General features: G+C 69.3%; 24 protein-coding genes and 1 tRNA gene. 10 read left to right on the top strand and 15 right to left on the bottom strand.

What is annotated here, in order from left to right:
* Positions 1–245: 245 nt before the first annotated feature.
* Positions 246–318, bottom strand: a tRNA-Ala gene (locus tag JKJ07_RS40705).
* Between the two features lie 73 nt (positions 319–391).
* Positions 392–985: a YqgE/AlgH family protein gene (locus JKJ07_RS40700; protein WP_202997338.1), complete on the bottom strand. Its 594-nt coding sequence runs from the start codon at positions 983–985 to the stop codon at positions 392–394.
* A gap of 68 nt (positions 986–1,053) precedes the next feature.
* Here JKJ07_RS40700 and JKJ07_RS40695 point away from each other — a divergent pair, with 68 nt between their 5' ends.
* Both JKJ07_RS40695 and JKJ07_RS40690 read left to right on the top strand, forming a co-directional pair.
* Positions 1,054–1,851, top strand: a complete 798-nt coding sequence (locus JKJ07_RS40695) for an S-methyl-5'-thioadenosine phosphorylase (protein ID WP_202997337.1) — start codon at positions 1,054–1,056, stop codon at positions 1,849–1,851.
* A 142-nt stretch (positions 1,852–1,993) separates the two neighbouring features.
* Positions 1,994–2,725 (top strand): class I SAM-dependent DNA methyltransferase, encoded by a 732-nt coding sequence (locus tag JKJ07_RS40690; RefSeq protein WP_202997336.1) that lies wholly within the window; start codon positions 1,994–1,996, stop codon positions 2,723–2,725.
* Here JKJ07_RS40690 and JKJ07_RS40685 read toward each other — a convergent pair.
* Positions 2,715–3,281, bottom strand: coding sequence for a TetR/AcrR family transcriptional regulator (locus tag JKJ07_RS40685; protein ID WP_202997335.1), 567 nt, complete (start codon positions 3,279–3,281; stop codon positions 2,715–2,717). The genes JKJ07_RS40690 and JKJ07_RS40685 overlap by 11 nt on opposite strands.
* Before the next feature lie 69 nt (positions 3,282–3,350).
* On the opposite strand from JKJ07_RS40685, the gene JKJ07_RS40680 reads away from it, so the two are divergent.
* A complete protein-coding gene (locus JKJ07_RS40680) occupies positions 3,351–3,896 on the top strand; it encodes a hypothetical protein (RefSeq protein ID WP_202997334.1) in 546 nt (181 codons plus the stop codon).
* Here the strand turns inward: JKJ07_RS40680 and JKJ07_RS40675 are convergent.
* Entirely contained in the window at positions 3,851–4,330 is a 480-nt protein-coding gene (locus JKJ07_RS40675; protein WP_202997333.1) for a VOC family protein, read from the bottom strand. The two genes, JKJ07_RS40680 and JKJ07_RS40675, sit on opposite strands and share 46 nt — an antisense overlap.
* A 100-nt stretch (positions 4,331–4,430) precedes the next feature.
* Between JKJ07_RS40675 and JKJ07_RS40670 the strand changes: the two genes are divergently transcribed.
* Positions 4,431–5,117, top strand: coding sequence for an aggregation-promoting factor C-terminal-like domain-containing protein (locus JKJ07_RS40670; RefSeq protein ID WP_202997332.1), 687 nt, complete (start codon positions 4,431–4,433; stop codon positions 5,115–5,117).
* Here JKJ07_RS40670 and JKJ07_RS40665 read toward each other — a convergent pair.
* Positions 5,114–6,100, bottom strand: coding sequence for a hypothetical protein (locus tag JKJ07_RS40665; protein ID WP_202997331.1), 987 nt, complete (start codon positions 6,098–6,100; stop codon positions 5,114–5,116). The two genes, JKJ07_RS40670 and JKJ07_RS40665, sit on opposite strands and share 4 nt — an antisense overlap.
* A gap of 53 nt (positions 6,101–6,153) precedes the next feature.
* On the opposite strand from JKJ07_RS40665, the gene JKJ07_RS40660 reads away from it, so the two are divergent.
* The 5 genes from JKJ07_RS40660 to JKJ07_RS40640 all read left to right on the top strand — a co-directional run bounded on the left by JKJ07_RS40660 (position 6,154) and on the right by JKJ07_RS40640 (position 10,063).
* The gene (locus JKJ07_RS40660) at positions 6,154–6,597 is read left to right on the top strand and encodes a DUF4440 domain-containing protein (RefSeq protein ID WP_202997330.1); all 444 of its coding nucleotides are present in this window, start codon (positions 6,154–6,156) and stop codon (positions 6,595–6,597) included.
* A gap of 64 nt (positions 6,598–6,661) precedes the next feature.
* Complete coding sequence (locus JKJ07_RS40655; protein ID WP_202997329.1) at positions 6,662–7,837, top strand: MFS transporter; 1,176 nt, start codon at positions 6,662–6,664, stop codon at positions 7,835–7,837.
* On the top strand, positions 7,834–8,565 hold the full coding sequence (locus JKJ07_RS40650) for a DUF899 family protein (RefSeq protein WP_236030694.1): 732 nt from the start codon (positions 7,834–7,836) through the stop codon (positions 8,563–8,565). Before JKJ07_RS40655 ends, JKJ07_RS40650 begins: the two co-directional genes overlap by 4 nt.
* Before the next feature lie 244 nt (positions 8,566–8,809).
* Positions 8,810–9,466, top strand: a complete 657-nt coding sequence (locus tag JKJ07_RS40645; RefSeq protein ID WP_202997328.1) for a hypothetical protein — start codon at positions 8,810–8,812, stop codon at positions 9,464–9,466.
* Between the two features lie 21 nt (positions 9,467–9,487).
* The gene (locus JKJ07_RS40640; protein WP_202997327.1) at positions 9,488–10,063 is read left to right on the top strand and encodes a 3'-5' exonuclease; all 576 of its coding nucleotides are present in this window, start codon (positions 9,488–9,490) and stop codon (positions 10,061–10,063) included.
* On the opposite strand, the gene JKJ07_RS40635 is transcribed toward JKJ07_RS40640, so the two are convergent.
* From JKJ07_RS40635 to JKJ07_RS40620, 4 genes are read right to left on the bottom strand one after another with little or no spacing between them, the layout of a single operon-like run.
* Positions 10,049–13,147 carry a COR domain-containing protein gene (locus tag JKJ07_RS40635; protein ID WP_202997326.1) on the bottom strand — a complete coding sequence of 1,033 codons (3,099 nt, stop codon included), beginning with the start codon at positions 13,145–13,147 and terminating at the stop codon, positions 10,049–10,051. The two genes, JKJ07_RS40640 and JKJ07_RS40635, sit on opposite strands and share 15 nt — an antisense overlap.
* A 55-nt stretch (positions 13,148–13,202) precedes the next feature.
* Positions 13,203–15,167 carry a sensor histidine kinase gene (locus JKJ07_RS40630; protein WP_202997325.1) on the bottom strand — a complete coding sequence of 655 codons (1,965 nt, stop codon included), beginning with the start codon at positions 15,165–15,167 and terminating at the stop codon, positions 13,203–13,205.
* Between the two features lie 44 nt (positions 15,168–15,211).
* Complete coding sequence (locus JKJ07_RS40625) at positions 15,212–15,667, bottom strand: response regulator (protein ID WP_202997324.1); 456 nt, start codon at positions 15,665–15,667, stop codon at positions 15,212–15,214.
* A 47-nt stretch (positions 15,668–15,714) separates the two neighbouring features.
* A complete protein-coding gene (locus JKJ07_RS40620) occupies positions 15,715–16,104 on the bottom strand; it encodes a response regulator transcription factor (RefSeq protein WP_202997323.1) in 390 nt (129 codons plus the stop codon).
* 120 nt (positions 16,105–16,224) lie between these two features.
* On the opposite strand from JKJ07_RS40620, the gene JKJ07_RS40615 reads away from it, so the two are divergent.
* Complete coding sequence (locus tag JKJ07_RS40615; RefSeq protein WP_202997322.1) at positions 16,225–17,070, top strand: LLM class flavin-dependent oxidoreductase; 846 nt, start codon at positions 16,225–16,227, stop codon at positions 17,068–17,070.
* Here JKJ07_RS40615 and JKJ07_RS40610 read toward each other — a convergent pair.
* From JKJ07_RS40610 to JKJ07_RS40585, 6 genes are all read right to left on the bottom strand, one after another.
* Positions 17,064–17,717, bottom strand: coding sequence for a GntR family transcriptional regulator (locus JKJ07_RS40610; RefSeq protein ID WP_202997321.1), 654 nt, complete (start codon positions 17,715–17,717; stop codon positions 17,064–17,066). The two genes, JKJ07_RS40615 and JKJ07_RS40610, sit on opposite strands and share 7 nt — an antisense overlap.
* Positions 17,718–17,794: 77 nt before the next feature.
* Positions 17,795–18,400 carry a type IV pilus inner membrane component PilO gene (locus tag JKJ07_RS40605; RefSeq protein WP_202997320.1) on the bottom strand — a complete coding sequence of 202 codons (606 nt, stop codon included), beginning with the start codon at positions 18,398–18,400 and terminating at the stop codon, positions 17,795–17,797.
* Complete coding sequence (locus JKJ07_RS40600) at positions 18,400–19,128, bottom strand: hypothetical protein (RefSeq protein ID WP_202997319.1); 729 nt, start codon at positions 19,126–19,128, stop codon at positions 18,400–18,402. Before JKJ07_RS40600 ends, JKJ07_RS40605 begins: the two co-directional genes overlap by 1 nt.
* Entirely contained in the window at positions 19,128–20,153 is a 1,026-nt protein-coding gene (gene pilM, locus JKJ07_RS40595) for a type IV pilus assembly protein PilM (RefSeq protein ID WP_202997318.1), read from the bottom strand. Before pilM ends, JKJ07_RS40600 begins: the two co-directional genes overlap by 1 nt.
* A 31-nt stretch (positions 20,154–20,184) precedes the next feature.
* Entirely contained in the window at positions 20,185–20,970 is a 786-nt protein-coding gene (locus JKJ07_RS40590) for a prepilin peptidase (protein WP_202997317.1), read from the bottom strand.
* Positions 20,971–21,044: 74 nt separating this feature from the next.
* Positions 21,045–21,542: a prepilin-type N-terminal cleavage/methylation domain-containing protein gene (locus JKJ07_RS40585; RefSeq protein WP_202997316.1), complete on the bottom strand. Its 498-nt coding sequence runs from the start codon at positions 21,540–21,542 to the stop codon at positions 21,045–21,047.
* Between the last annotated feature and the right edge of the window lie 38 nt (positions 21,543–21,580).

The raw sequence follows: 21,580 nt of genomic DNA, 5'->3' as shown, positions 1-21,580 counted from the left end.
ACTTCCGCGCAGCCACCTACCGACCGCGACCGCCCGTAGCGGGGTTTCAGGGGGCTCGACTTCCGCGCAGCCACCTACCGACCGCGACCGCCCGTAGCGGGGTTTCAGGGGGCTCGACTTCCGCGCAACCACCCACCGACCGCAACCGACCGTAACGCGGGGTTTCAGGGGGCTCGGCCCCCTGAGCAGACATGACGAGGGGCCGCGGTCCACGCTCTCCGTGGACACACGACCCCTGCCACTCGTGGAGCTGAGGGGACTCGAACCCCTGACCCCCACACTGCCAGTGTGGTGCGCTACCAGCTGCGCCACAGCCCCTTGCCGTCCCCGGGCTTACCCGGGCACGGAGGAAATACTACACACCTTGCGAACGGGAGCCGAAGCGACCCCCTCAGTTCAGGGCCGGATCCGGCGGGAAGTGGGCCACCGCGGCCAGGATGTCGCCCTGGCGGCGCAGGACCATGGCCCACAGGTCGTCGGGGCGGCTCATGAACGGGTCGCCGGGGAGGGCGTCCAGCAGGAACCAGGAGCCGGAGGCGATTTCGTCCTCCAGTTGGCCTGAGGACCAGCCCGAGTAGCCCGCGAAGACCCGGATGCCGGCCACGCTTTCGCGCAGACGTTCGGGGTCGGCGGACAGGTCGACCGTGCCGACCGCGCCGGAGACCTGGTGGAAGCCGGACACGCGCTTCTTCACCTCGGGCCGGGTGCGGGCCAGGCAGATCGCCGATTCGGGCTGCACGGGGCCGCCCTCGAAGAGCACGGCGGGGTCGCCGGCCAGTTCGCCCCAGCCGCCCAGCACGTCGGCCACCGGCACCTCCGTCGCGCGGTTGAGCACCACGCCCAGGGCGCCGCCGCTCTCGTGCGCGACCAGCAGCACGACCGTACGGTCGAAGTTCGGATCTTTGAGGGTGGGTGTCGCCACCAGGAGCCGACCGGTCATCGACTCCATCGACCGGCCTCCGATCCGCTGCCCCTCGCTATACATACGCCGTCCCCAGCAACGCCATGCTTGGCACATTAGCCCGAGATTCCGGCCCCCGATAAGGTCTGCCCATGAACCCAGCGGCCGAGATCGGCGTCATCGGCGGATCGGGGCTCTACGCCCTCCTGGACGGCGCCTCCGAGCACGAGGTGTCCACGCCCTACGGTGCGCCCTCCGATCCGATCACTGTCGCCCGGGTGGGTGACCGCCGGGTGGCGTTCCTGCCGCGGCACGGGCGCGATCACCGATACCCGCCGCACAAGATCCCCTACCAGGCCAATCTCTGGGCGCTGCGCGCTTTGGGCGTACGGCAGATCGTCGCCCCCTGCGCGGTCGGTGGTCTGCGTCCCGAGCTCGGCCCGGGCACGTTCGTGGTGCCCGACCAGCTGATCGACCGGACGAGCGGGCGCCCGCAGACGTTCTACGACTCGGGCGCGGTGCACGTGAACTTCGCCGACCCGTATTGCCCGGACGGCCGGCGCGCCGTGCTGGCCGCGGCCGAGCCGGTGGCCCCGGTCGACGGCGGCACGATGGTCGTGGTCGAGGGCCCCCGTTTCTCGACCCGGGCCGAGTCGCGCTGGTTCACGGCGATCGGCGGCACGATCGTCAACATGACCGGTCATCCCGAGGCCGTGCTGGCCCGTGAGCTGGGCCTCTGCTACACCTCGATCGCCCTGGTCACCGATCTCGACGCCGGGGTCGAGGGCGAGCACGGCGTCACCCATGAGGAGGTCTTCCGGGTCTTCGGCGAGAACACGGCCCGGCTGCGGGGCGTGCTGCTGGACGCGGTGACCCGGCTGCCGGGCGAGCGCACGTGCCCCTGCGGCTCGGCCCTCGACGGCCTCAAACTCCCGATCGAGCTCCCGTAAAGCCGATCGAGCTGCCGTATAGCCAACGAGCTCCCGTGAAGCCGACCGAGCTGCCGTAAGGCCGATCGAGCTCCCGTGAGGCCGATCGGGCTGCCCTGAAAAGCGCTCGAAAGTGTCAGAGGGGCCCGCTAGCGTCCCTGCCATGGACGATCCCGACGGTCACTTCGGCGAATCAATAGCCCGTACGTATGACGACGCGACCGGCGCCGAGTTCGACCCCGGGGTGGTCGCGCAGACCGTCGACGTCCTGGCCGATCTTGCCGGCGACGGCCGCGCGCTCGAGTTCGCCGTCGGCACCGGCCGGGTCGCCGTCCCGCTGGCCGAGCGGGGCGTCCCCGTCAGCGGCATCGACATGTCGCGGGCGATGGTCGCCCGCCTGCATGCCAAAAATCCGGCTCTCGACGCCACGATCGGCGACTTCACGACGACGCGGGTCGACGACGGCTTCGCCCTGGTCTACCTCGTGTTCAACACGATCATGAATGTGACCACGCAGGATGCGCAGGTCGAGTGTTTCGTCAACGCCGCCGCGCACCTGCGCCCGGGCGGCCGGTTCCTGATCGAGGTGATGATTCCCGAGCTGCGCAAGCTGCCGGCCGGCCAGACCGTGGTGCCGTTCACCGTGACGCCCACCCACTGGGGCTTCGACAGCTATGAGGTGGCCACCCAAGGCATGGCCTCGAATTACGTCACCCTGCGGGAGGACGGCCGCGGCGACTTCACCTCGGTGCCGTTCCGCTATCTGTGGCCGGCCGAGATGGATCTGATGGCGCGGATCGCCGGGCTGCGGCCGGAGCACCGGTGGGATTCGTGGGAGCGGACCCCGTTCACCAACGAGAGCGGCAAGATCATCGCCACGTGGGTCAAGCCATGACCTCGTCGAGGTAGGCGCCGAGCCGCCGCTGCATCTCCGCCGCCGTGAGGTGACCGGCCAGCACGTGCACGGTCAGCCCGTCGACCACCGCGTGCAGGGCGCGCGCGGTCGCCTCGGCGTCCCGGGCCGGGTTCAGATGCCCGGCGAGCTGCCGGCACAGGTCGTACATCTGGGCGAAGTGTCTTTTCTGCACCGCCGCCAGCGCGGGATCGCCCAGCCCGAGCGCGAGAAAAGAGAAGGCGATCGTCGCCTCGGCCTTGCGCGGCTCGTCCACGGGCATGGTCTCCAGCAAGATCTCAAAGACCGCTTCCCGTACGCCGGCGGGCGGCTGTTTCCGCTCGATGCGCTCGATGACCTGGTCGATCACCTGCTCGCAGGCGAAGGCCAGGAGCTCGCCGCGGGTCTTGAAGTAGTGCCGGAGCGCGCCCGAGGACCAGCCCGACTCGGCCGCGACCGACCGGATCGACACGTCGGCCACCCCGTCGCGGGCGATGACGCGCCCGACCGCGGCGGCCAGCTCCTGACGACGTACGGCATGGTCGACGATTTTTGGCACACCCGATTGTCGCACAGTCGTGTTACAAAGGTTCTGACACGACTGTGTTTTTTACGAACGGGGGCTGTCATGATCGTGGCGATCGTCGCGTGCGAGATCGGATTCTGGGTTCTGCTGGTGTCCGGGCTGGCCGCGCGCTATCTGCTCAAGGCGCGGAAGCTGAGCGCGGTGCTGCTGGTGTCGGTGCCGCTGGTCGACCTGGCGCTGCTCGCCTTCTCGGTCGTCGACCTGCGGCGCGGCGGCGAGGCCGAGCTGGCCCACGGGCTCGCCGCCGTCTGTCTGGGCGTGTCGGTTGCCTTCGGTCATCGCATGCTGAGCTGGGCCGACCAGCGGTTCGCCCACCGTTTCGCGGGCGGGCCCCCGCCGGTCAAGCCACCCAAGGGCGGCCGCGAGCGCGCCGCGTACGAGCGCCGCATGTGGCTGCGCCACCTTCTCGCGTACGGGGTCGCGGGCTTGATCTTGGGTCTGTTCGCGCTGCTCGTCGGTGACCTGAGCCGGACCACGGGGCTGTGGGCCGCCCTCTGGGTGTGGACGATCGTGCTGGTCGTCGACGGGATGGTGGCGTTCAGCTACACGTTCGCGCGGCGGTCCATCTCGTCGGCGAAGGAGCGCTGAGCCTCGCGCATGATCCGCAGCTCGCCCTCGTCGGAGAAGGCGCCGAGGTCGGGGTCGGCGAGCCGCGTCTGAATCCACCAGATGTTGCCGAGCGGATCGCGCAGGCGGCCGGCGCGATCGCCGACGATCCGCGACGTGAAGATCGCGGTCACCACCTCGGCGCCGGCCTCGATCGCCCGCGCGAACGTCGTCTCGACGTCACTCACATAGACGCACAGCAATGCTGGCATATCCGGCCAATGCGGCGCGGAGTCGAATGCCATCACTACGGAATCGCCGATAGTGATCTCGGAGTGACCGATGGTGCCGTCCGGATTGAGAACCTTCACGGCGGGCTCGGTCGCGAAGGTCGCCTCGACGAAAGCGAGAAACCGTTCCGCGCCCTTGGCCGCGACGTACGGAGTGACCGTGTGCTTACCCTCTGGAATCTTCATGGGACAATCATCGCCGTCATAGCGGTCATTTCCCGGCCGCTGTTGCCTTCCCGCTCGTCGTGCGCCAGGGTATTGCTCGCGCTCGACGAAAGGGGCACTCGTGGGTCGGCTCTGGAGCCGGATGTCGGTACGCGCCGTGTCCGTCGGACTACTGGTGGCGGGCCTCGTCGGCGGGATCTATCTGGGCCGGGACTGGCAGTCCGAGCCGACGAAGGCCTCCTTTGTGGACGCCAGTCAGGCCGACCTCGACATGCGGCTGCTCAAGCAGCACCAAAGCGAGAACGCCGCCGCCCGTGCTTGGCAGCGCGAGGCCGAAGGTGCCGCCGCCGCCAAGGCCGCGACCGCCGCCAAAGCCGCCGCCGGCCGCGCCCACAAACTCGAGCAGAAGGTGGCCGCCGACAAGAAGGCCGCCGCCGACCGCGAGAAGGAAGAAGCGAAGGGCCCGGTTCCGTACAGCGGGCCGATTCCCTCCTCGTGCAACGAATACAGCGGAAGCCGCGAGATCGGCTGCGCGCTGATGCTCGCCAAGGGCTTCCCGATCGCCGAGTTCCCCTGCCTCGACAAGCTGTGGAAACACGAGAGCGGCTGGAACTACAAAGCCGAGAACAAGAGCTCCGGCGCGTACGGAATCCCGCAGGCATTGCCGGGCAAGAAGATGGCCTCGGCCGGCGCCGACTGGAAAACCAACCCGGCCACCCAGATCAAATGGGGCCTGGGCTACGTAAAGGGCCGCTACGACACCCCGTGCGGCGCCTGGGGCTACTTCCAAAACAACGGCCACTACTAGCGCTGGGGTAGTCGCCAGACTGCGACTGTTTCTGCGCCGTCGGACCAGACTTCGGCGGCGAACAGGTTGGGGCCGACGCCGTGGATGGAGACCAGTTCGGAGTCGGTGGGGTCGTTCGGCGGGAATTCGAGCCAGGCCAGCGGGGTCAGGCCGGCCGAGCACAGGAGTGCGCCGTTTTGTTCGACCTCGCCCGCCTGTAGGACGATGCGGTTGTCGCTCAGGTAGCAGCCGTACATGTCTATGCCGCCGTCGTCGAAAGCGAGGGTGGCGCCGGAGAGCTCGGCTGTCGTGTGCAGGCTGGGCCATTCGAGCACGGTTGCCACGTCGTCGAAGCCAGGGTGTGGCATCAGGAGCAGGTGGCGGCCGGACGGGTCGAAGCCGGAGACGACCACGTCCTCCCGCAGCGGCTCGATGGACAAGCGGTCGCCGGCGACCCGGGCCACGAATGCGGCGCTGCCGTCCTGACCCATCCCGGCGTCGAGCACGATCGACCCGTCGTACGGGTGGGGCACCGCGAACACGCCGGCCGAGACCACGTCCAGCACCGCCCGGTCGGCCACGGCCCCGCTGCGGACGTCGATGAGCTGCACGACGTGCTCGCCCTGTGACTCGTACGGCTGACCGTAGTGGTTCCGGAGCTCGATCACGGGCGCGGTCACCAGCAGCCGGTCGTCGCCGATGAGGGTGGCTGAGTCGGCGGCTTCGATGTTCAGCTCGAGGGCGCGGTCGCCGGTGTGGACGGTCAGGTGGTGGTGCGTGGCCAGCACTACCGTCGTCAGGTCCGGCGTGCCGGCCAGCAGCTTGCCGCCGGCCGGTACGGCGATGTCTCGCCGGCGTACCGGCCGCAGTTGGTCGTCGAGCGCCGTGACCGTCGTGCCGTTGAGCCAGTAGCGAGGCACCGCGCTCATGCCGACCGGGGCCAGATCGTGGCCCATTCGAAAGTCGGTCAGGTGGTGGACGAGTTCCGCGGAGATCCTTCGCACGGGAGCATTCTGCCGGTTGACCTCAACATATGTTGAACTCCTAGCTTCGAGCCATGACTGAGAACGTACGGCGGGTGGCGCTGGGGGATGGGGCGGCTCAGGCGGCGGCCGAAGAAGTGGCGGCCGGGCTGGCGGCGCAGTTGCAACGCGGTGGGGACGCCCTGGATGCGGATGCCTACGACGCCTGGTTCGCGGCCGACATCGTATGGGGGAGTCCGTTCGGGGCCACCCTGACCGGATTCGATCAGTTGAACGCGATCCATCGGCGAATGATGAGCGGCGGGATGGGCCGTGCCGAGGGCCCGGCGTCGCGGTTCGAGGTTGTCGCGGTGCTGGCGCCGGCGCCCGGTGTCGTGGTGGCGCAGATTCGGCGGCGGGCGCTGGCGGAGGGCGGGTTTTCCGAGGTGGCCCTCTATGTGCTGGTCGAACGCGACGGCCGGTGGTGGGTGGCGGCCGCGCAGAACACCGCGGAGCGCTCGCAAAGACCGGCCCTTTGACGCAACTTCTTGGTTGCTATAGCTTTATGGCAACCAATCAGTTGCGTCAGGGGGAGGGTGCTCGATGCGGAACCGGTCCGATCTGACTCTGGCCACGCTGTTCGCCGGCATGTTCGTGATGGGCAGCACCGAGTTGCTCGTGGTCGGGGTGCTCGATCTGATGGCCGCCGACCTGCGCGTGTCGATCCAGGCGGCGGGGGCGCTGGTGACGGCGTACGCGCTCGGTCTGGCCCTCGGCGGGCCGGTGCTCACCGCGCTGACCATCCGGCTCGATCGGCGCGTGGTGCTGGCGGCCGCGCTGGCCCTGTTCGCCGTGACCACCCTGGTCGCGGTCATGACCAGCAGCAACGCGCTGATGCTGGTGGCCCGCACGGTCACCGGCACCCTGCAGGGTGTCTACATCGCCGCGGCGTTCGCGGTGGGTGGGGCGGTCGTCCCGGCGGCGCGCGCGGGTCGGGCGATGGCGGTGGTCATTTCCGGTACGACGGTGTCCGGCGCGCTGGGCGTGCCGCTGGGCACCCTGGCCGGGCAGACGCTGGGCTGGCGGGGCTCGTTCGTGGCCGCCGTCGTGCTCGCGGTCATCGCCCTCGTCGCCACGATCGCGCTGGTCCCGTCCGTGCCGAGCGCCGGCAGTGGCGTCGGGTCGCAGCTCAGGCATGCGTTCGCGCCGCCGGTGCTGGCCGTGCTGGCGCTGACCGTGCTGGCGTTCGCGTCGGTCTACGCCGCGCTGACCTACATCGTTCCGTTCCTGGCCACCGTCACAGGTGTCTCGGGCGGCGTCGTCAGCGTGTTCCTGCTGGCGTACGGGGTGGCCACCGCGGTCGGCTCGTTCGGCGGCGGCCGTTTCGCCGACGCCAACGCCGGCCGCGCCCTCGTCGTGGGGACAGCGGGTCTCGCCGTCTCGCTCCTGGCGCTCCAGCTCTTCGGCGCGATCGCGCTCGTGGCCGGGGCCGCGGTGCTGGCGTCCGGCCTGTTCGCGATGGGCATGGCCCCGTCCATGCAATATCGCGTGGTCAGCCTGGCCGGTCCGGGCGGGTCGTTCGCCCAGTCGCTGCCCGCGTCGGCGGCGAACGTCGGCATCGCGCTCGGCTCGTTCGCGGGTGGGGTGGCCGTCGGCGCCGTCGATGTCGCTGCCGCGGTGACGACCGGCCTGGTCATCGCCGTCATCTCGATCCCGGTCGCCGCCGCCTGCAGCAGGCTGCGGCCGCCGGTCCGACAAACCACGGAGGTTTCGCTATGAACGTGCAGTTGCCCCGAGTGACCGATCGCGCCGCCTTCCAGGCCGAGCTCGACGAGGTGCGGGCCCGGGAGAAGGCGCACACCCGGGAGGGTGACGCGATCGCCGCGGCCCGCCGCCGCCTGCCCATGGTCGAAGTGGACCCGGCGACCCCGCTGATCGGACCCGAGGGCAGCACCACGCTGCTCGACACGTTCGAGGGGCGGCGGCAGCTCATCGCCTACTACTCCATGTGGCACCACGGCCAACCCGCGAGCGAGCAGTGCCAGGGCTGCACGTGGATCAACACCGAGGTCGGCGACCTGTCCTACCTGCACTCCCGCGACATCACCTACGCGGTGTTCTGTCAGGGCCCGTACGGGGAAAGTCGCCGTTATCGCGATTTCATGGGCCAGCGGATGCCGTGGTATTCGGCGCTGGACTCGCTCGACGTGCTGCTCGAGGGGCGGCAGATCGGCCTCATGCACCTGATCTGTTACGTCCGCGAGGGTGATCGCGTCTTCGAGACCTATTGGACGACCCGCCGCGGGGTGGAAGTCGTGGACACCAGCCTCGCCCTCATGGACCTGACCGTCTTCGGGCGGCAGGAGTGGTGGGAGGACTCGCCCGAGGGCCGGCCGCGGCTCGAAGGGGCCACCATGCGGCTCAACGGGCGCCCCATTCCGCAGTGGGCGCGCGTCGAGGCCGGGTTCTCCGACGACCTGACCGGACTGCAAGACAGGGACGGCTGAACCGTCACCTCAGAGTTGGGGATGGGGTATCGGCTGAACGGCCCACTGCGTGGCGTCGAAGAGTGTCGTTGGGTGTCGGTGCGGCCGAATTCCGGCGCTTTCGCGTTGGGGAGCAACGATGAACGATGGAACTGCGCCGCCGCGTGGCCAAGCTGCGCCACCTGCCAAAGCGCCGCCGCGTGGCCAGGCTGCGCCACCTACCAAAGCGCCGCCTGCCAAAGCGGCGCCACGCTGGCCGTACGCCGTGCTCGGGTTGGCCCTGCTCGTGCTGGGCGGGGGCGTCTGGACGGCGTACGACCGGGGAATGCTCCTCGCGGACTCGGGCGTCGACGCCTGCGAGGCGATGCGCGGCGGATCCACGACCTTCCGCACCGACCCGGCCGAGGCCAAGACGATGACCGAGGCCGAATATCACCGCGCCCGGGAAGTGTTCGCCGATTCGCGGCACGACGACATTCGCGACCACGGCACCAAGGTGATGGACATCGCCTGGCGGATCTCGCAGACGGAGGACGACAAGGCCGCGCTGCTCTACGTGCAGCCGCTGACCACGCAGGTGCTCGGGCTCGAATCCGCCTGCGCCGACCAGGGAGTGTTCCTGCCGATCAAGGCCGCGGAGCCGGTGGCGGCCGAGACAGCCGCCGCGCCCGAGAAATGCGCCCAGGTGTTCCGGAACGGGCAGGTGATCGCCAAGGGCTTCAACGGCACCTGCGACGGCGCCACCGGCCGGGTGCAGGTGGTGCCGGCGCTGGGCTGCACGGACGGCCGCACCCTCTACCGCGTGGCGTCCTCGACGGGCGCGCGCGGCGGCTGGGGCTTCGGGGGCGCGAAATATCAGGCGGTCGGCGAGGCGACGAGTGACCCGGCATACAGGGCCGCGGTGCAGAGGTGCCTGGGCTGAAGATCCAGTAGCGTCGGAGCCGTGATCATCGTCTTTGATCTGGAGTTCACCACGTGGGCCGGGGCGCAGGATCGCGGCTGGTCGGGACCCGGCGAGTTCCGCGAGATCGTGCAGATCGGCGCCCTGCGGCTCGACTCGTCGACGCTGGCGGTCGAGGGCGAATTCGACCGCCTCGTGCGCCCGGCCCGCAACCCGAACCTGTCACCGTATTTCGAGCAGCTCACCGGAATCAGCCAGGCCGACGTCGACACCAACGGCGTCCCGTTCCTCACGGCCCTCGACGAGTTCCTCGATTTCTGCGACAACAACTACGTTCTCTCGTACGGCAATGACATGGTCGTCGTCGGCGAGAACCTCGTGCTGCAGATCCCGGAGGGTCACGCCCCCAAGCACGGCCTGCCCCCGTTCATCAACATCCGCCCGTACGTGAACCGGCTGCTCCCGGCGACCCGGAACGAATCGGCGGGCCGGCTGTCGTTCGCCGCCGGACTGGCCACCACAGTGGACCGCGAACACAACGCCCTGGCCGACTGCTACTCGATCGCCGAAACCCTCCGCCACCTGCGCAAACTCGGCCACCAGCTACTCGAGGTCTAACCTTTCCCGCAGCGCTTGGTGCAGCCGCTCGAAATCCTCGTCGCGGTGCATCTCGGGCGTCAGGGTGTTCATGTCACCGAGCACGTTGAGGATTCCGGCGATCGTGTTCCGGATCTCCTCATACAGGTCGAGCGATTCCCGGAACCCGTGCAGATTCTCCTGACCGACGGCGCGCATGGCCTCCTCCAGTTCGGCCTTGCGGCGTTCCCAGTAGGCGATGTATTTGAGCCGCGACACCGGTTGGAAAATGCCGGCGTCGGACAGCACGATCGGGAAGACCCGGTCGGCGAACTCGGGCTGGGCCGCGATCGTCGTCAACTCGAACATGCAGTTCTCGGATTCGAGATACCCCTTGTCGAGCACGACGACGATCGCCTTACCGGCCCCGATCCGCCGCATGAAATCGCGGATCGAATCGCGGTAGGACATCTCGGTCTTGTCGCGAATGACGGTGACGCCGAGCGCCGACAGCCGCGCCTGCACGTCGTCGACGATCGCCTCGGCCTCGCCGCCCCACTTGTAAGAGACAAAGACCTCGGGCGTGACCGGGGCGACGGCGAGTGAGGCGTGACGTCGTACGGGCTCGGCCGACAACTCGGCGAGCATTGGAACCGGGTCGAGCAGCTCGCGGCTGACCCGGCATTGGATCAGATGCCCGGTACGGGCGAAGTCCTCGAGCACGCTGATCTTGAACATCGCGGGCTCGGGGGAGGCCCGGCAGACGTCGCAGTGGCAGGGCCGCAACTTGTCGAAGCGGATCTCCGGATAGGACCCGTGGATCAGGCCGAGCTCCCGGTTGATCATCGCAAGCAGCACGCGGGGATCGGCACCCATGAGCCGTATGCGCAGGCGGCGGCGGTGATACTCCTCGATGATCTCGGCACGGCCCGACTCATGCTTCAGCACCACGCCGGTCCGCCACACCAGCGAGCCCTCGATCAGGTCGTGCAGCGCGACGATGAGCCGGCGCACGATTCCCTTGGGCATGACGTCGTATTCGTAGCGCAGCACCAGGTTGCCGGTGTCGTCCCAGTCGTGTTCCGGCTGCTGAGGCGAGAGCAGTTGCGGGGCGACGTACTTGCGCTCGACCTGGAAGCACAGGGCGAACTTGACCATTAGTTGAACGAGTTCGGCGTGCATCCCGGCGAACTTGTGCTCGTGCCAAATGCGCAGCAGGTCGCCGGGACCGAAGACGCCGAGGTTGTCGATGACCCGATCGTCGTCGAGCACCCGATAGACGGCGCTCGTGCCCCACTCCGGTTTGAGGATGACCGTCTTGCGCAGCAGCGCGTCGTCCTGGAAGTAGAGGCAGATGCCAAGGTCGTGCAGGAAGCCGCCGAGTTGCCGAATGTCGTCGTCCCGGGTGAACCCGTTCGCGCGGCAGATCCGGAAGAACTCCTCGTCGCTGATGTAGTCGCGTTCGTCGGCCTCGAGCGCCACCCGCACGTCCCGCCAGGTCTTGGGCAGGCTCGTGCCGATGTGCGGCAGCGACTCCACTTCCTTGCGGATCCGGTCGACCGCCTCGGCCAGCCCCTCGTTGTCGGCCAGGTTGAGACTGACGGTCCCGCAAAGATTCCCGTACGCCTGACGAAGGCTTGCCAGGTTCAGCGCCTGAGCGCGGCCCTGCTTCCGGTTCTGCACGATGATCAGTGGGCTGCCCCCGCTGAGCAGGTTGACCACGTCGAGCCAGTAGTGGAAGTCGGTGTCCTCCTTGCGCTCGTCGCAGACGAGGACGTAGACGGACCGCTTGGTCAGGAAGAACTGATGCGTGGCGTGGTAGATCTCCTGCCCGCCGAAGTCCCAGACGTTGACCCGGAAGTCCCGCTGCAGCAGCCGTCCGCTGTCGCGCACCCGGATCGCGCTCGGGAAGCTCCACGTCTGCACGTCGATGCCCTCGGTCGAGTTCTCATCGGCGTCGAGGCGGTACGAGGGGTCGAGGATCTTCTTGGTCAGCGTGGTCTTGCCCGCGCCGGCCTCGCCGATGACGAGCAGCTTGGCCTCGGCCAGATAGTCGACCCCGGCCTGTCGCTCCTGCAGCCAGTAGTTCTTGATCGCCTTCAGTCCCCGTTGTGCTACCTCAGGCGGTGGAACGACGAGGGTGTCCGGAACAGAACCGGCGCCTGTCGGCATGAATTCGTACTCGAAGACGAGGCGAGACAGGTTTTCGAGCCGGAGGATCCCGGACGAGATCTCTTTGAGCGGACAACGGCGGACGGTCAGCTCCGCCAGTGAAGTAAGACTCCAGACCACGTCCGGGATGCGATCCAGTTCGTTGGAGTCGAGGTCGAGCGACGTCAGACCCTGGGCGCGGCCCAGGCTGGCCGGCAAAGCCGTCAGGTCGTTGAACGCGAGACTCAGCACGGTCAGCGACGGCAGACCGAAGATATCGTCGGGCCACGTATCGGGCCACAAACCGCTCAGTGTCAGGCTGGTCAGGCCGGTCATCGCGGTGATGGGCCCGGGGACCCGCCGGAGAGGGCAGCCGAACAGCACCAGGCTGCTCAAGCCTGGGAGTGCGGCGAGCAGGCGGTCGATGTTGGCTCGAAGCCACGAAAGACAGCCCCAGCGAGAGGCCTGATTCTCGGACCAAGATCCGTAGAGGATTTCCGAGACAGTGAGCGAGGTCAGGGTGAGCCCGTCGAGCTCGGCCAGCCTCAGCAGGTGGTTGAGCGCCGCATCGGTCGTTCCTCCGCTGACGGAGACGGCGTCGAGTGACGACAAGTCGAGCTCTCGGGCAAAGTGCAACACCGCATCGGCATCGAGGCCCCAGCGAAGGGGTAGGCCGAGCGGAAGCGATGTCGGAACGTATCCCCGCGCATCGACGTAGGTGAGGCGGGGAAGACGGCCGATCCACTCGGGGATCTCGATCATCTCTCTGCTCGCGGAGTCGCCGTCGTTGCTGGTCAGCTTGCTGATCCGGCTGAGGTGATGAACGGTTTTGTCCACCCCGTGGGCCCGGGCCAGGCCGAGCAGCAGGTCGAGTTCCAGCGACTCGGAGCGGCCGTTCTCGACCGCTTCGAGGTCCGCCTCCTCCAGGGAGGTCAGACCGCTCGATCCGTCCGAAGACTGCCACCAAGGCGCCACGCGAAGACCCTATCGGCGCCCCTGTCGATGTGGCAGGTCCTGAACGGACGATGCCTCAGCTGACCAAAGGCAAAGTGAAGACCATCCGGGCGCCGCCCTCGTCGCCGTTTGTGGCTTCGATCGTGCCGCCGTGGCGTTCGACGATGCGTTTGCAGATGGCCAGGCCCAGACCCGTGCCGGTGTAGCCCTGGGCCACGTGTGCGCGGTGGAAGTTCTGGAAGATGGCCTCGTGCTGGCCCATCGGGATGCCGATCCCGTTGTCCGACACCGAGATGCGCACGAACCCGTCCCCGGCCACCTTGGCCCGGATCACGATCTGCGGCACCACCCCCGGCGCCGTGTATTTGATCGCGTTGCCGATCAGGTTTTCCAGCAGTTGGCGGGTCAGCACCGGGTCGGCCCGCACCAGCGTCAGGTCCTCCAGGTCGAAGCGCGGCATCGGCGCACCCACGCTGGCCGCGTGGTCGAGGCGCCCGGTCGCGATGTCGCGGACGATCGCGTCCAGGTCGACCGGGGCCGGGTCGAGGCCGGCGTCGCGGGCGGTCGTGTAGGCCAGCAGCCCGTCGATCAGGCTGCGCATCCGCTCGGAGGCGCGGCGGATCCGGGTCACGCTGTCGACGGCGAAGTCGTTCTCCTCGTCGACCTCGCCGGCCAGCACCTCCGACCAGCCTTCGATCGTGGCCAGCGGGTTCATCAGGTCGTGCGCGACCACCCCGGCGAACGAGGTCAGCTCGTCGCGGTGCCGGCGGTCGGCGGTCACGTCGTGGAAGACGAGCAGTGCCTCCCGGCTGTTGGGCAGGACCATGCCGTTCACGTGCACGATCCGGCCGCCGGGCGTGGCCGCGTTGCGGATCAGCAGGTCGGTCGGCTCGAATGTGCCGGCCAGGACGCGGCGGTGCGGGGCGTCGTCAGCGGTCAGCGGCGTGCCGTCGGCGTGGCTCAGGCCGTAGAAGCTCATCTCCCGCACGTGGTCGGTGCCGCCGGAGACGCCGACCAGCCGGCGCGCGGCCGCGTTGGCCAGCCGGTAGTGGCCCTTCTCGTCGATGACGACCAGACCTTCCTGCATCGAGTCGATGATCGTGGACATGGTGGTGGCCTGTTCGACGGCCGCCTCCTCGGAGGCCCGCAGCCGGGTCAGCAGGGCGTTGCGCTCGTCGCGGCCCAGCGCCAGCACCAGGCCCACCACGGCCAGGGTGGCCACGAAGAGCTGCGCCACCAGGGCCCGCAGCGGGTGGGATTCGATGGCCGCGAACGGGCCGGTGCCGTTGAGCGTGAAGATGATCGAGGCGCTGCCGAAGACCAGCGAGTAGAACAGCACGTACGAGGTGCGCAGCCGCACGCCGGCCCAGACGGTCAGCGTGATCAGGGTGAACGCCACCGGCAGCCCGTGGGTGATCCCGAAGACGAGCAGGTAGGCAAGGGCGGAGGCCGCGGCCACGCCGATGTGCTCGATGCGGCACGGCGCGCCCAGGCTCACCCAGCGCTGCCAGAGCCGGCGCGGCTGCAACAGCAAGTGCAGGGCCGTGCCGACGACCACGACGCTGACCGTGTTGCGGGCCAGCCACACCACCGCCGACTCGGGTGAGAAGGCGCCGTGCACGACCCGCAGGCCCACCGCGCCCACGGCCGCCCCGATCGCGCTGCTGAGCACCGCGGTCAGCAACAGCCGCCAGAGCTGCGGGATGCTCGTCAGACCGGCCGGCCGCCAGAGCGCCGGCAGCCAGCGCCGCAGGAGCCAGACCAGCGCGTACGCCTGGGCCAGGTTGGCCGCCGCGAAGAAGCCCGCCATCGCCGGGCCGGAGCCGGTGGCCAGGTTGACGCCGAGGGTGATCGCGACGAGGGCGACCGGGTCGGCCCAGCGCCACCGGCTGCGCGGCTGCCCGGCGAACCAGACCGCCAGCACTCCCGCTGCCGGCCAGACCAGGCTCAGGTTGGTCTGGTCGAGCACGGTCAGCCGGCCCGCGTACGTGGCGATCACGTACAGCGCGGCGAAGCCGAGGGTGCGCAGCAGGGGAGACACGTGGTGACGTTCGGCAGCAGCCGCCCCAGCCTTAGAACCCGAGGTCACCGACCTGCGGAAAGCAGCAGCCAGCTGACCCGGCGCATCATCTCGCGCGTGCTGAAGGGCTTGGGCAGGTAGTCGTCGGCGCCCGCCTCGAAGCCCAGGTCGAGGTCGGCCGGGCGGCCGTTGCCGCTGATCATGAGAACCGGGATCTCGGCCGTGGCCGGGCTCGCGTGCAGGCGGTTGCAGACGGTCAGGCCGTCGATCTGCGGCATCGTGACGTCCAGGATGATCACGCGGGGGCGGCGCTCGATGGCCATGCTCAGCGCGGACCGGCCGTTGTCGGCGGTCATCGTGCGGTAGCCGGCGACCTGCAGGCGGTATTCGATGACGTCGCGGACGTCGTCATCGTCGTCGGCGATGAGAACGCTGGGCGACAGGGGCGCCGTGATCGGCCCGGAGGACATCGCGCGGGTGAAGGCGTCGGTTTCCATCGGCGGTGCGAGAAGCGCGGTCATTTCTGTCTACCTCCTGGTTCGGAAAACGGCTCGTGGGGCTCGTCGGTTCAGTTCGCGGCGAGGCCGCGGGTGGCGATCAGCTCGCGCAGCTCGGCCACCAGGCGCCGCGGGGACAGCGGTTTGGGCAGGTAACGGTCGGCGCCCGAGTTGAGGCCGGCGTCGATGTCGAACATGTGGGTGTGCGACGAGATCATGAGGATCGCGGTGTCGCGCGAGGCCGGGTCGCGCCGGGCCAGCTGGCACAGCTCCATGCCGTTGAGGGCCGGCATCCGCACGTCGGTGATCAGGGCGACCGGGCGGGCGACGGTGAGGATGCGCGCCGCGGTGTGCCCGTCCTTGGCCGCCACGGCCCGGAACCCGGCGGATTCCAGGGTCACCGTCAGCAGGTCGCGGATGTCGGGGTCGTCCTCGGCCACGAGGACCAGATTGGGGGTCACGATCCGTCCATCGGCCCGGCCGGTGCCGACGCGAGGAAGATCATGGTTGCAGCCGGGTTGCCATTCGCCCGGGGCGAAATGGTCTGGGCAATCCGCGACCGGCTGGGTCAGGATCGGCTCATGGTCACCTTCGCGCTGCAAGCCCTGCCCGACACCGCCGCCGGTTGGCTCGACACCGCCCGCCGGGCCGAGGAGGCCGGCTTCGAGTCGCTCTACGTGGCCGACCACCCGGGTTCGTGTGCCGCCCCGTTCGTCGCGCTGGCCGCGGCGGCCGCGGTGACCTCACGCATCCGGCTGGGCTCGTACGTCACGAACGCCGGGGTGCGCGAGCCGATGCTGATCGCCGTGGACGTGGCCACGCTCGACGTCGTGTCGGACGGCCGGGCCGTGCTGGGCCTGGGGGCCGGGCACACGCCGGCCGAGTGGGCGGCCGTGGGGCGGGTGCGGCCCGCCGTGCGCGAGCGGATCGACCACTGCATCGCGGTCGCCGAGGCGGCCACCCGCATGCTCGCCGGGGCGGGCCTCGAGCGGCCCCGGCCCGTACAGGAGAAGGTGCCTTTGCTGATCGGGGGCGGGAACACGCGGCTGCTGCGCTGGGCGGCCGAGCACGCCGACCTGATCGGGCTGTCGGGGCTGGGCCGCACGCTGGACGACGGGCACACGCACGAGGCGCGGTGGCGGCGCGATCAGGTCGACGCGCAGATCGAGCTGTGCGGTGACAAGCCGGTCGAGGCGCTGGTGCAGCGGTTCGAGGTGACCGACGACGCCGGGGCCGCCTACGCCGCGTACGCGAAGGAGGCCGAGGTCGGCGAGGACGACCTGATCGCCTGCCCGTACGCGCTGATCGGCACGCTCGACGAGATCGCGGCCAAGCTGCGTGACCTGGAGACCCGGTGGGGGATCACCCGGTTCGCCGTACGCCGCCCGGCCGTCGACGGGGTGGCCGAGCTGCTACGCAGTCACTGATCGACGAAGAGCTCGCGCTCGACCTGCGTGCGGTAGTCGACGTATATCTGCCGATAGCGGGCGAGCGCGCCCTCGCGATCACCCTCCTCGAGCAGCTGGAGGATCGCGTTGTGGCCCTCGATCCAGCTGTTCCAGAGGTCGCTCTCGGCCGTCATCGCGAGCAGCCGCATCGTCCGCGCGACCACCAGGTCCACCATGGACTGCAGCTCGCGGTTGCCGCTGGCCAGGATGATGGTCGTGCTGAAGTCGGCGCCGGCCGCGCTCGCCGCGAGCACGTTGCCCGCGGCCAGCGCGTCGATGAACTCCTTCTGCCGCTGGCGCAGCAGCCCGATGTGGGTGTCGGTCAGGTTGTCGACCCCCCACTCGAACCCGGCGCAGGCCAGCACGCTCATCACGTCGATCAGCTCGAGCGCGTTCTTCTGGGTGACCTTGGTGACGTGCCGGGTGCGGTTGGGCGCGATGTCGATCAGGCCCTCGACGCTGAGCTGGGCGATCGCCTCGCGTACGGGGGTGATGCTGACTCCCAGGCGCGCGGCGAGCTCGGCATCCTTGATGAGCGTGCCCGGGGGCAGCTCGCCGGTGACGATCTCGTTGCGCAGCTGGCGTACGACCGCTGCGGTACGGGTCGGTGGGACCGCGTATGACATACGGGCAGCGTACTCAGGGTGACAATGGAGTGTCGTCCCACCCGCCGCGGTTCACTCTCGCGCCGGAAGCGCGCAGGTCAGGCATCGATGCGGCAGCGGTCCGTCCGGTCCGACTTCGCGCTGTCGGCCACGTCGGCGGTCGTGCAGAAGGTCGTCAGCGTCAGGTTCGCGCTGACCGCGCCGGTCTCCTCGTCGGTGCTGAGGTTGACGGCGTTGAGGAGCGCGGCCCGCGGCTGCACCTGCTGCAGCTGCACCAGGAACCGGCTGACGTTCTCGGCGGTGCCGGCGGCGGTCACCGACAGCGGCATCTCGGCCGCCGTGGCCACGCTCGCCGACTCGATGGTGGAGCCGGCCGACATGACGGTCACGTTGACGCCGGTGCTGGTGCCGATGTCCTTCAGCATGCGCACGAAGGTGGGCTGGCCGTACGTCTCGGGCAGGTTCTTGACGAGCGCGTCGAGCTGGGCCTGATAGGTCGCCTTCTTCGCGTCCTGCGCCTTGAGCGCGGCCACCTCCTTCTTGAGCTTGGTCAGCTGGATGGTGGTGTCGTCGGCCTCGGTCTGCACGGTGTCGGCCTCGGCGAACTTGGGCGAGATGGCGAGCAGCCAGGCCGCGGCGACGATGATGACGATGGCGACGATCCCGCCGATGAGCCAGATGCGGTCGGTGCGACGGGCGTCCATCAGTTTCCTCCGGTCGCGGCGCAGGCCGCGGTGAAGCGTCCGCACAGCGCGGCCGACGTCATCTTGAGCGAGATGGAGTAGGTGTAGCTGCCCTCGCTGTACGACAGCGTCGTCAGATACGGGTCGGCGAAGCCCTTGAGGTTGGCCAGCCTGTCGAGGAACACGGCGACCTGCGGCTTGTCCGGCGTGCTGCCGGCCAGGGTCACGGTGGCGACCGTACGCTCGGTGGCCGCGCCCGCCGGCTTGGCGGCGGTGCCGTCGGCGTTCGTGGTGACGGGGGCGTCGGCCACCAGGGCCCCGGAGATCTCCGCGATGGTGACGCCGGCCGCCGCGGCGTTGGCCCGCAGGGTGTCGGTGTGGCGGGCCCAGGGCAGGTCGTTGGCCATCAGCGACTTGAGGTCGGCCGTCATGGTGTCCCGGTTGTTGATGGTCTCGGTGACGCCGTTGTATTTCTTCTTGTCGTTCTGGGTCCGCGCGACCTGGTCGGTGGCCGAGGTCAGGTTCTCGTTCGCGCTGTCGAGGTGCTGCACCGCGTAGAAATACCAGCCGCCGAGCAGCGCGACCACGAGGACCACGGCGACGATCAGGGCGCTCCGGGTCCGCCGGGCGGTGCGGCCCGCTTTGATCTCGTCGGGCAGCAGGTTGGCCCGGATCGTCAGGACCCGCGACGCCTGCGCGGGCGAGACCGCCGGGTCGACTGGCAACAGGGAGGTTTGCGTCGTGGTCATCAGGCTGCCGCTCCCAGGGTCAGGCCGATCGACACCGCGGCCGAGGGCACGAAGCTGTCGAAGCCGCGTTCGCGGCCCTTGCGCGTGTCCCGCAGGCGGCTGGCGCCGTCGGCATACATGACGGTGATCCGCAGTTCGTTCTGGAGGTGCTCGGCCAGGCCGGGCATGAGCGCGCTGCCGCCGCAGAGCGCGAGCCGGGTCACCTGCTTCTGCCGCTCGCCCGAGGCGAGGTAGGTGAAGGAGCTGCGCAGCTCGCTGACCAGCGGGCGGACCGCCTCCTCGGCGGCCTGGGCGCCGTCCTCGCGGCCGTCGCCGTGCAGGCCGTACCGGCACTTGAGCTCCTCGGCCTCGGGCAGCGGGATGCCGAGCCGGGAGGCGATGCTGTCGGTGATCTCCTGGCCGCCGCGGGGCACGGTCCGCACGATCAGCGGCTCGCCGTCGGCGTGCACGACCACGCTCGTCACGTCGAGGCCGATGTCGACGATCGCCTCGACCTGAGCGTCCAGCCGGGAGGCGGCGCGCAGCAGGGCGAACGAGGCCAGGTCGACCGACTTCACGTGCAGGCCGGCCTTCTCGACCGCGTCCACGGCGCTCATCACGGCCTCCTTGGGCATGGCGATCAGCAGACCCCGTACGGTCGGGTTGTCGCCCGGATCCTCCAGCGGATAGAAGTCGAGCAGCGAGCGCTCGACGGCCAGCGGCAGCGCGTCCTTGACCTGGAACGGCAGCGCCTGGCGCATCTCCTTGCCGGGCAGGTTGGAGACCGACATCTCGCGCACCACCAGCTGCGGGTTGGTCACGCCGATGTTGACGTTCTTGGTGCCGAACTTGCAGGCCGCCCAGAGCTGCTTGAGGGCCGAGGTGACCATCACCTGGTCCTGCACCACGCCGCCGTGCACGGCGCCGGGCGGCAGCGGCACCTGGCCGAAGTTGGACAACGAGTAGTCGTCCTTGGCCCGGCGGACCTCGACGGCACGGATGGAGGACGTGCCGATGTCCAGGCCGATCGGGGTGACGCCAGCCATCGGATTCCTTCCTGACGGGGGAGTGGGGTGGTCAGACGGTGGGAACGAGCAGCGACGCGTACCACTGCGCGATCGGGGCGCCGGCGAAGACCGCGAGGAAGGCACCGGCGAGCATGTAGGGACCGAAGGGGATGCGGGTCTTGCGGCTGGCCCGGCGGGTCAGCATCAGCGCCGCGCCGACGACCCCGCCGAACAGGAACGCCGAGAAGGCGCCGATCGCGACCGAGCTCCAGCCCAGCCAGCCCAGATAGAAGCCGAGCAGCGGGCTGAGCTTGAGGTCGCCGCCGCCCATGCCGCGGGGCAGGGAGGCCAGGATGAAGTAGCCGACGTAGAGCACGGCCGCCGCGAGCAACGCCCGTCCGGCCGCCGACCAGGTGCCCTCGGCGATGACGGCCGGGGCCATCAGGGCCAGGGCCACCGCGTACGAGGGCAGGACGATCTTGTCGGGCAGGCGCATGACGTCGAGGTCGATCGCGGCCAGGGCCACCGAGATCGCCGCCAGGTAGAGATAGGCCGGCAGTTCCCACGAGAGGCCGAACCGGGCCGCCACCGCGACGAACAGGACGGCGGTGCCGGCCTCGACGAGCGGGTAGCGGGCGCTGATCGGAGTCTTGCAATCGGCGCACCGGCCGCGCAGCAGGAGCCAGCTCAGCACGGGGATGTTGTGCCGGTTGCGCACGGGTTCCCCGCAGGCCGGGCAGTGCGACCGCGGGTGCGCCAGCGACTCGTCGCGCGGCACCCGATAGATCACCACGTTGAGGAACGAACCCACCGCCAGGCCCAGCACGGCGACCACGATCAGCAGAACGGCCTGCATACGAGGTCCTCCGTCCCTTGTCCCGCGGTGGCGGAACCGGGCGGCGCCCAGCGGCGCCACCCGGTTCGCGAAGCTCAGCTACAGGTGGCGATGGCGCCGTTGGCGATCGTCTTGACCGAGCCGCCGACCGCGCTGTCGTAGACGTACAGCTTGTTGCTGCCGTTGTCGTTGACGGCGCAGACCTTGTAGGTCGAGACGCTGCCGGAGTTGGTCTGGCCGGCGATGTAGGTCATCTTGGTCTTGTCCGACAGCGTGACCCAGCCGGCCGGCGAGGTGCTGGAGGCCGTGGTCGAGCCGTTGTAGAGGCTGAAGCTGGCCGCGACACCGGTGATCGCCGTGGTCGGGTTCGGGTACGAGTTGCTGTTGTCGGTGTAGAACTGCTCGATCGTGCTCACCGCGCCGCGCACGTCGGACTGCGCCGACTTGTCGGCCGCCCCCTTGCGGTAGTTCAGGTACACCGGCACGGCGATCGCGACCAGCACGCCGATGATGACCACGACCACGAGGAGCTCGATGAGGGTGAAGCCCTCGTCGTCCTTCTTGTTGCGCAGCCGGTTGATGGCTTCCTGCATGGGGGTGCCTCCGTGAATCAGGGATATGGGGACGGGCG

The organism is Paractinoplanes lichenicola (assembly GCF_016785085.1).
In the GTDB taxonomy this organism is placed as follows: domain Bacteria; phylum Actinomycetota; class Actinomycetes; order Mycobacteriales; family Micromonosporaceae; genus Actinoplanes; species Actinoplanes lichenicola.
This window is presented reverse-complemented; position numbering and strand designations above follow the sequence as displayed.

Bases quoted from the DNA above. Each gene is read 5' to 3' on its own strand.
- pilM (WP_202997318.1), bottom strand. From the start codon at position 20,153: ATGGCTGGCGTCACCCCGATCGGCCTGGACATCGGCACGTCCTCCATC.
- JKJ07_RS40605 (WP_202997320.1), bottom strand. From the start codon at position 18,400: ATGGACGCCCGTCGCACCGACCGCATCTGGCTCATCGGCGGGATCGTC.
- JKJ07_RS40650 (WP_236030694.1), top strand. From the start codon at position 7,834: ATGAACGTGCAGTTGCCCCGAGTGACCGATCGCGCCGCCTTCCAGGCC.
- JKJ07_RS40600 (WP_202997319.1), bottom strand. From the start codon at position 19,128: ATGACCACGACGCAAACCTCCCTGTTGCCAGTCGACCCGGCGGTCTCG.
- JKJ07_RS40655 (WP_202997329.1), top strand. From the start codon at position 6,662: ATGCGGAACCGGTCCGATCTGACTCTGGCCACGCTGTTCGCCGGCATG.
- JKJ07_RS40675 (WP_202997333.1), bottom strand. From the start codon at position 4,330: ATGAAGATTCCAGAGGGTAAGCACACGGTCACTCCGTACGTCGCGGCC.
- JKJ07_RS40615 (WP_202997322.1), top strand. From the start codon at position 16,225: ATGGTCACCTTCGCGCTGCAAGCCCTGCCCGACACCGCCGCCGGTTGG.
- JKJ07_RS40590 (WP_202997317.1), bottom strand. From the start codon at position 20,970: ATGCAGGCCGTTCTGCTGATCGTGGTCGCCGTGCTGGGCCTGGCGGTG.
- JKJ07_RS40695 (WP_202997337.1), top strand. From the start codon at position 1,054: ATGAACCCAGCGGCCGAGATCGGCGTCATCGGCGGATCGGGGCTCTAC.
- JKJ07_RS40660 (WP_202997330.1), top strand. From the start codon at position 6,154: ATGACTGAGAACGTACGGCGGGTGGCGCTGGGGGATGGGGCGGCTCAG.
- JKJ07_RS40585 (WP_202997316.1), bottom strand. From the start codon at position 21,542: ATGCAGGAAGCCATCAACCGGCTGCGCAACAAGAAGGACGACGAGGGC.
- JKJ07_RS40680 (WP_202997334.1), top strand. From the start codon at position 3,351: ATGATCGTGGCGATCGTCGCGTGCGAGATCGGATTCTGGGTTCTGCTG.
- JKJ07_RS40610 (WP_202997321.1), bottom strand. From the start codon at position 17,717: ATGTCATACGCGGTCCCACCGACCCGTACCGCAGCGGTCGTACGCCAG.
- JKJ07_RS40625 (WP_202997324.1), bottom strand. From the start codon at position 15,667: ATGACCGCGCTTCTCGCACCGCCGATGGAAACCGACGCCTTCACCCGC.
- JKJ07_RS40690 (WP_202997336.1), top strand. From the start codon at position 1,994: ATGGACGATCCCGACGGTCACTTCGGCGAATCAATAGCCCGTACGTAT.
- JKJ07_RS40700 (WP_202997338.1), bottom strand. From the start codon at position 985: ATGTATAGCGAGGGGCAGCGGATCGGAGGCCGGTCGATGGAGTCGATG.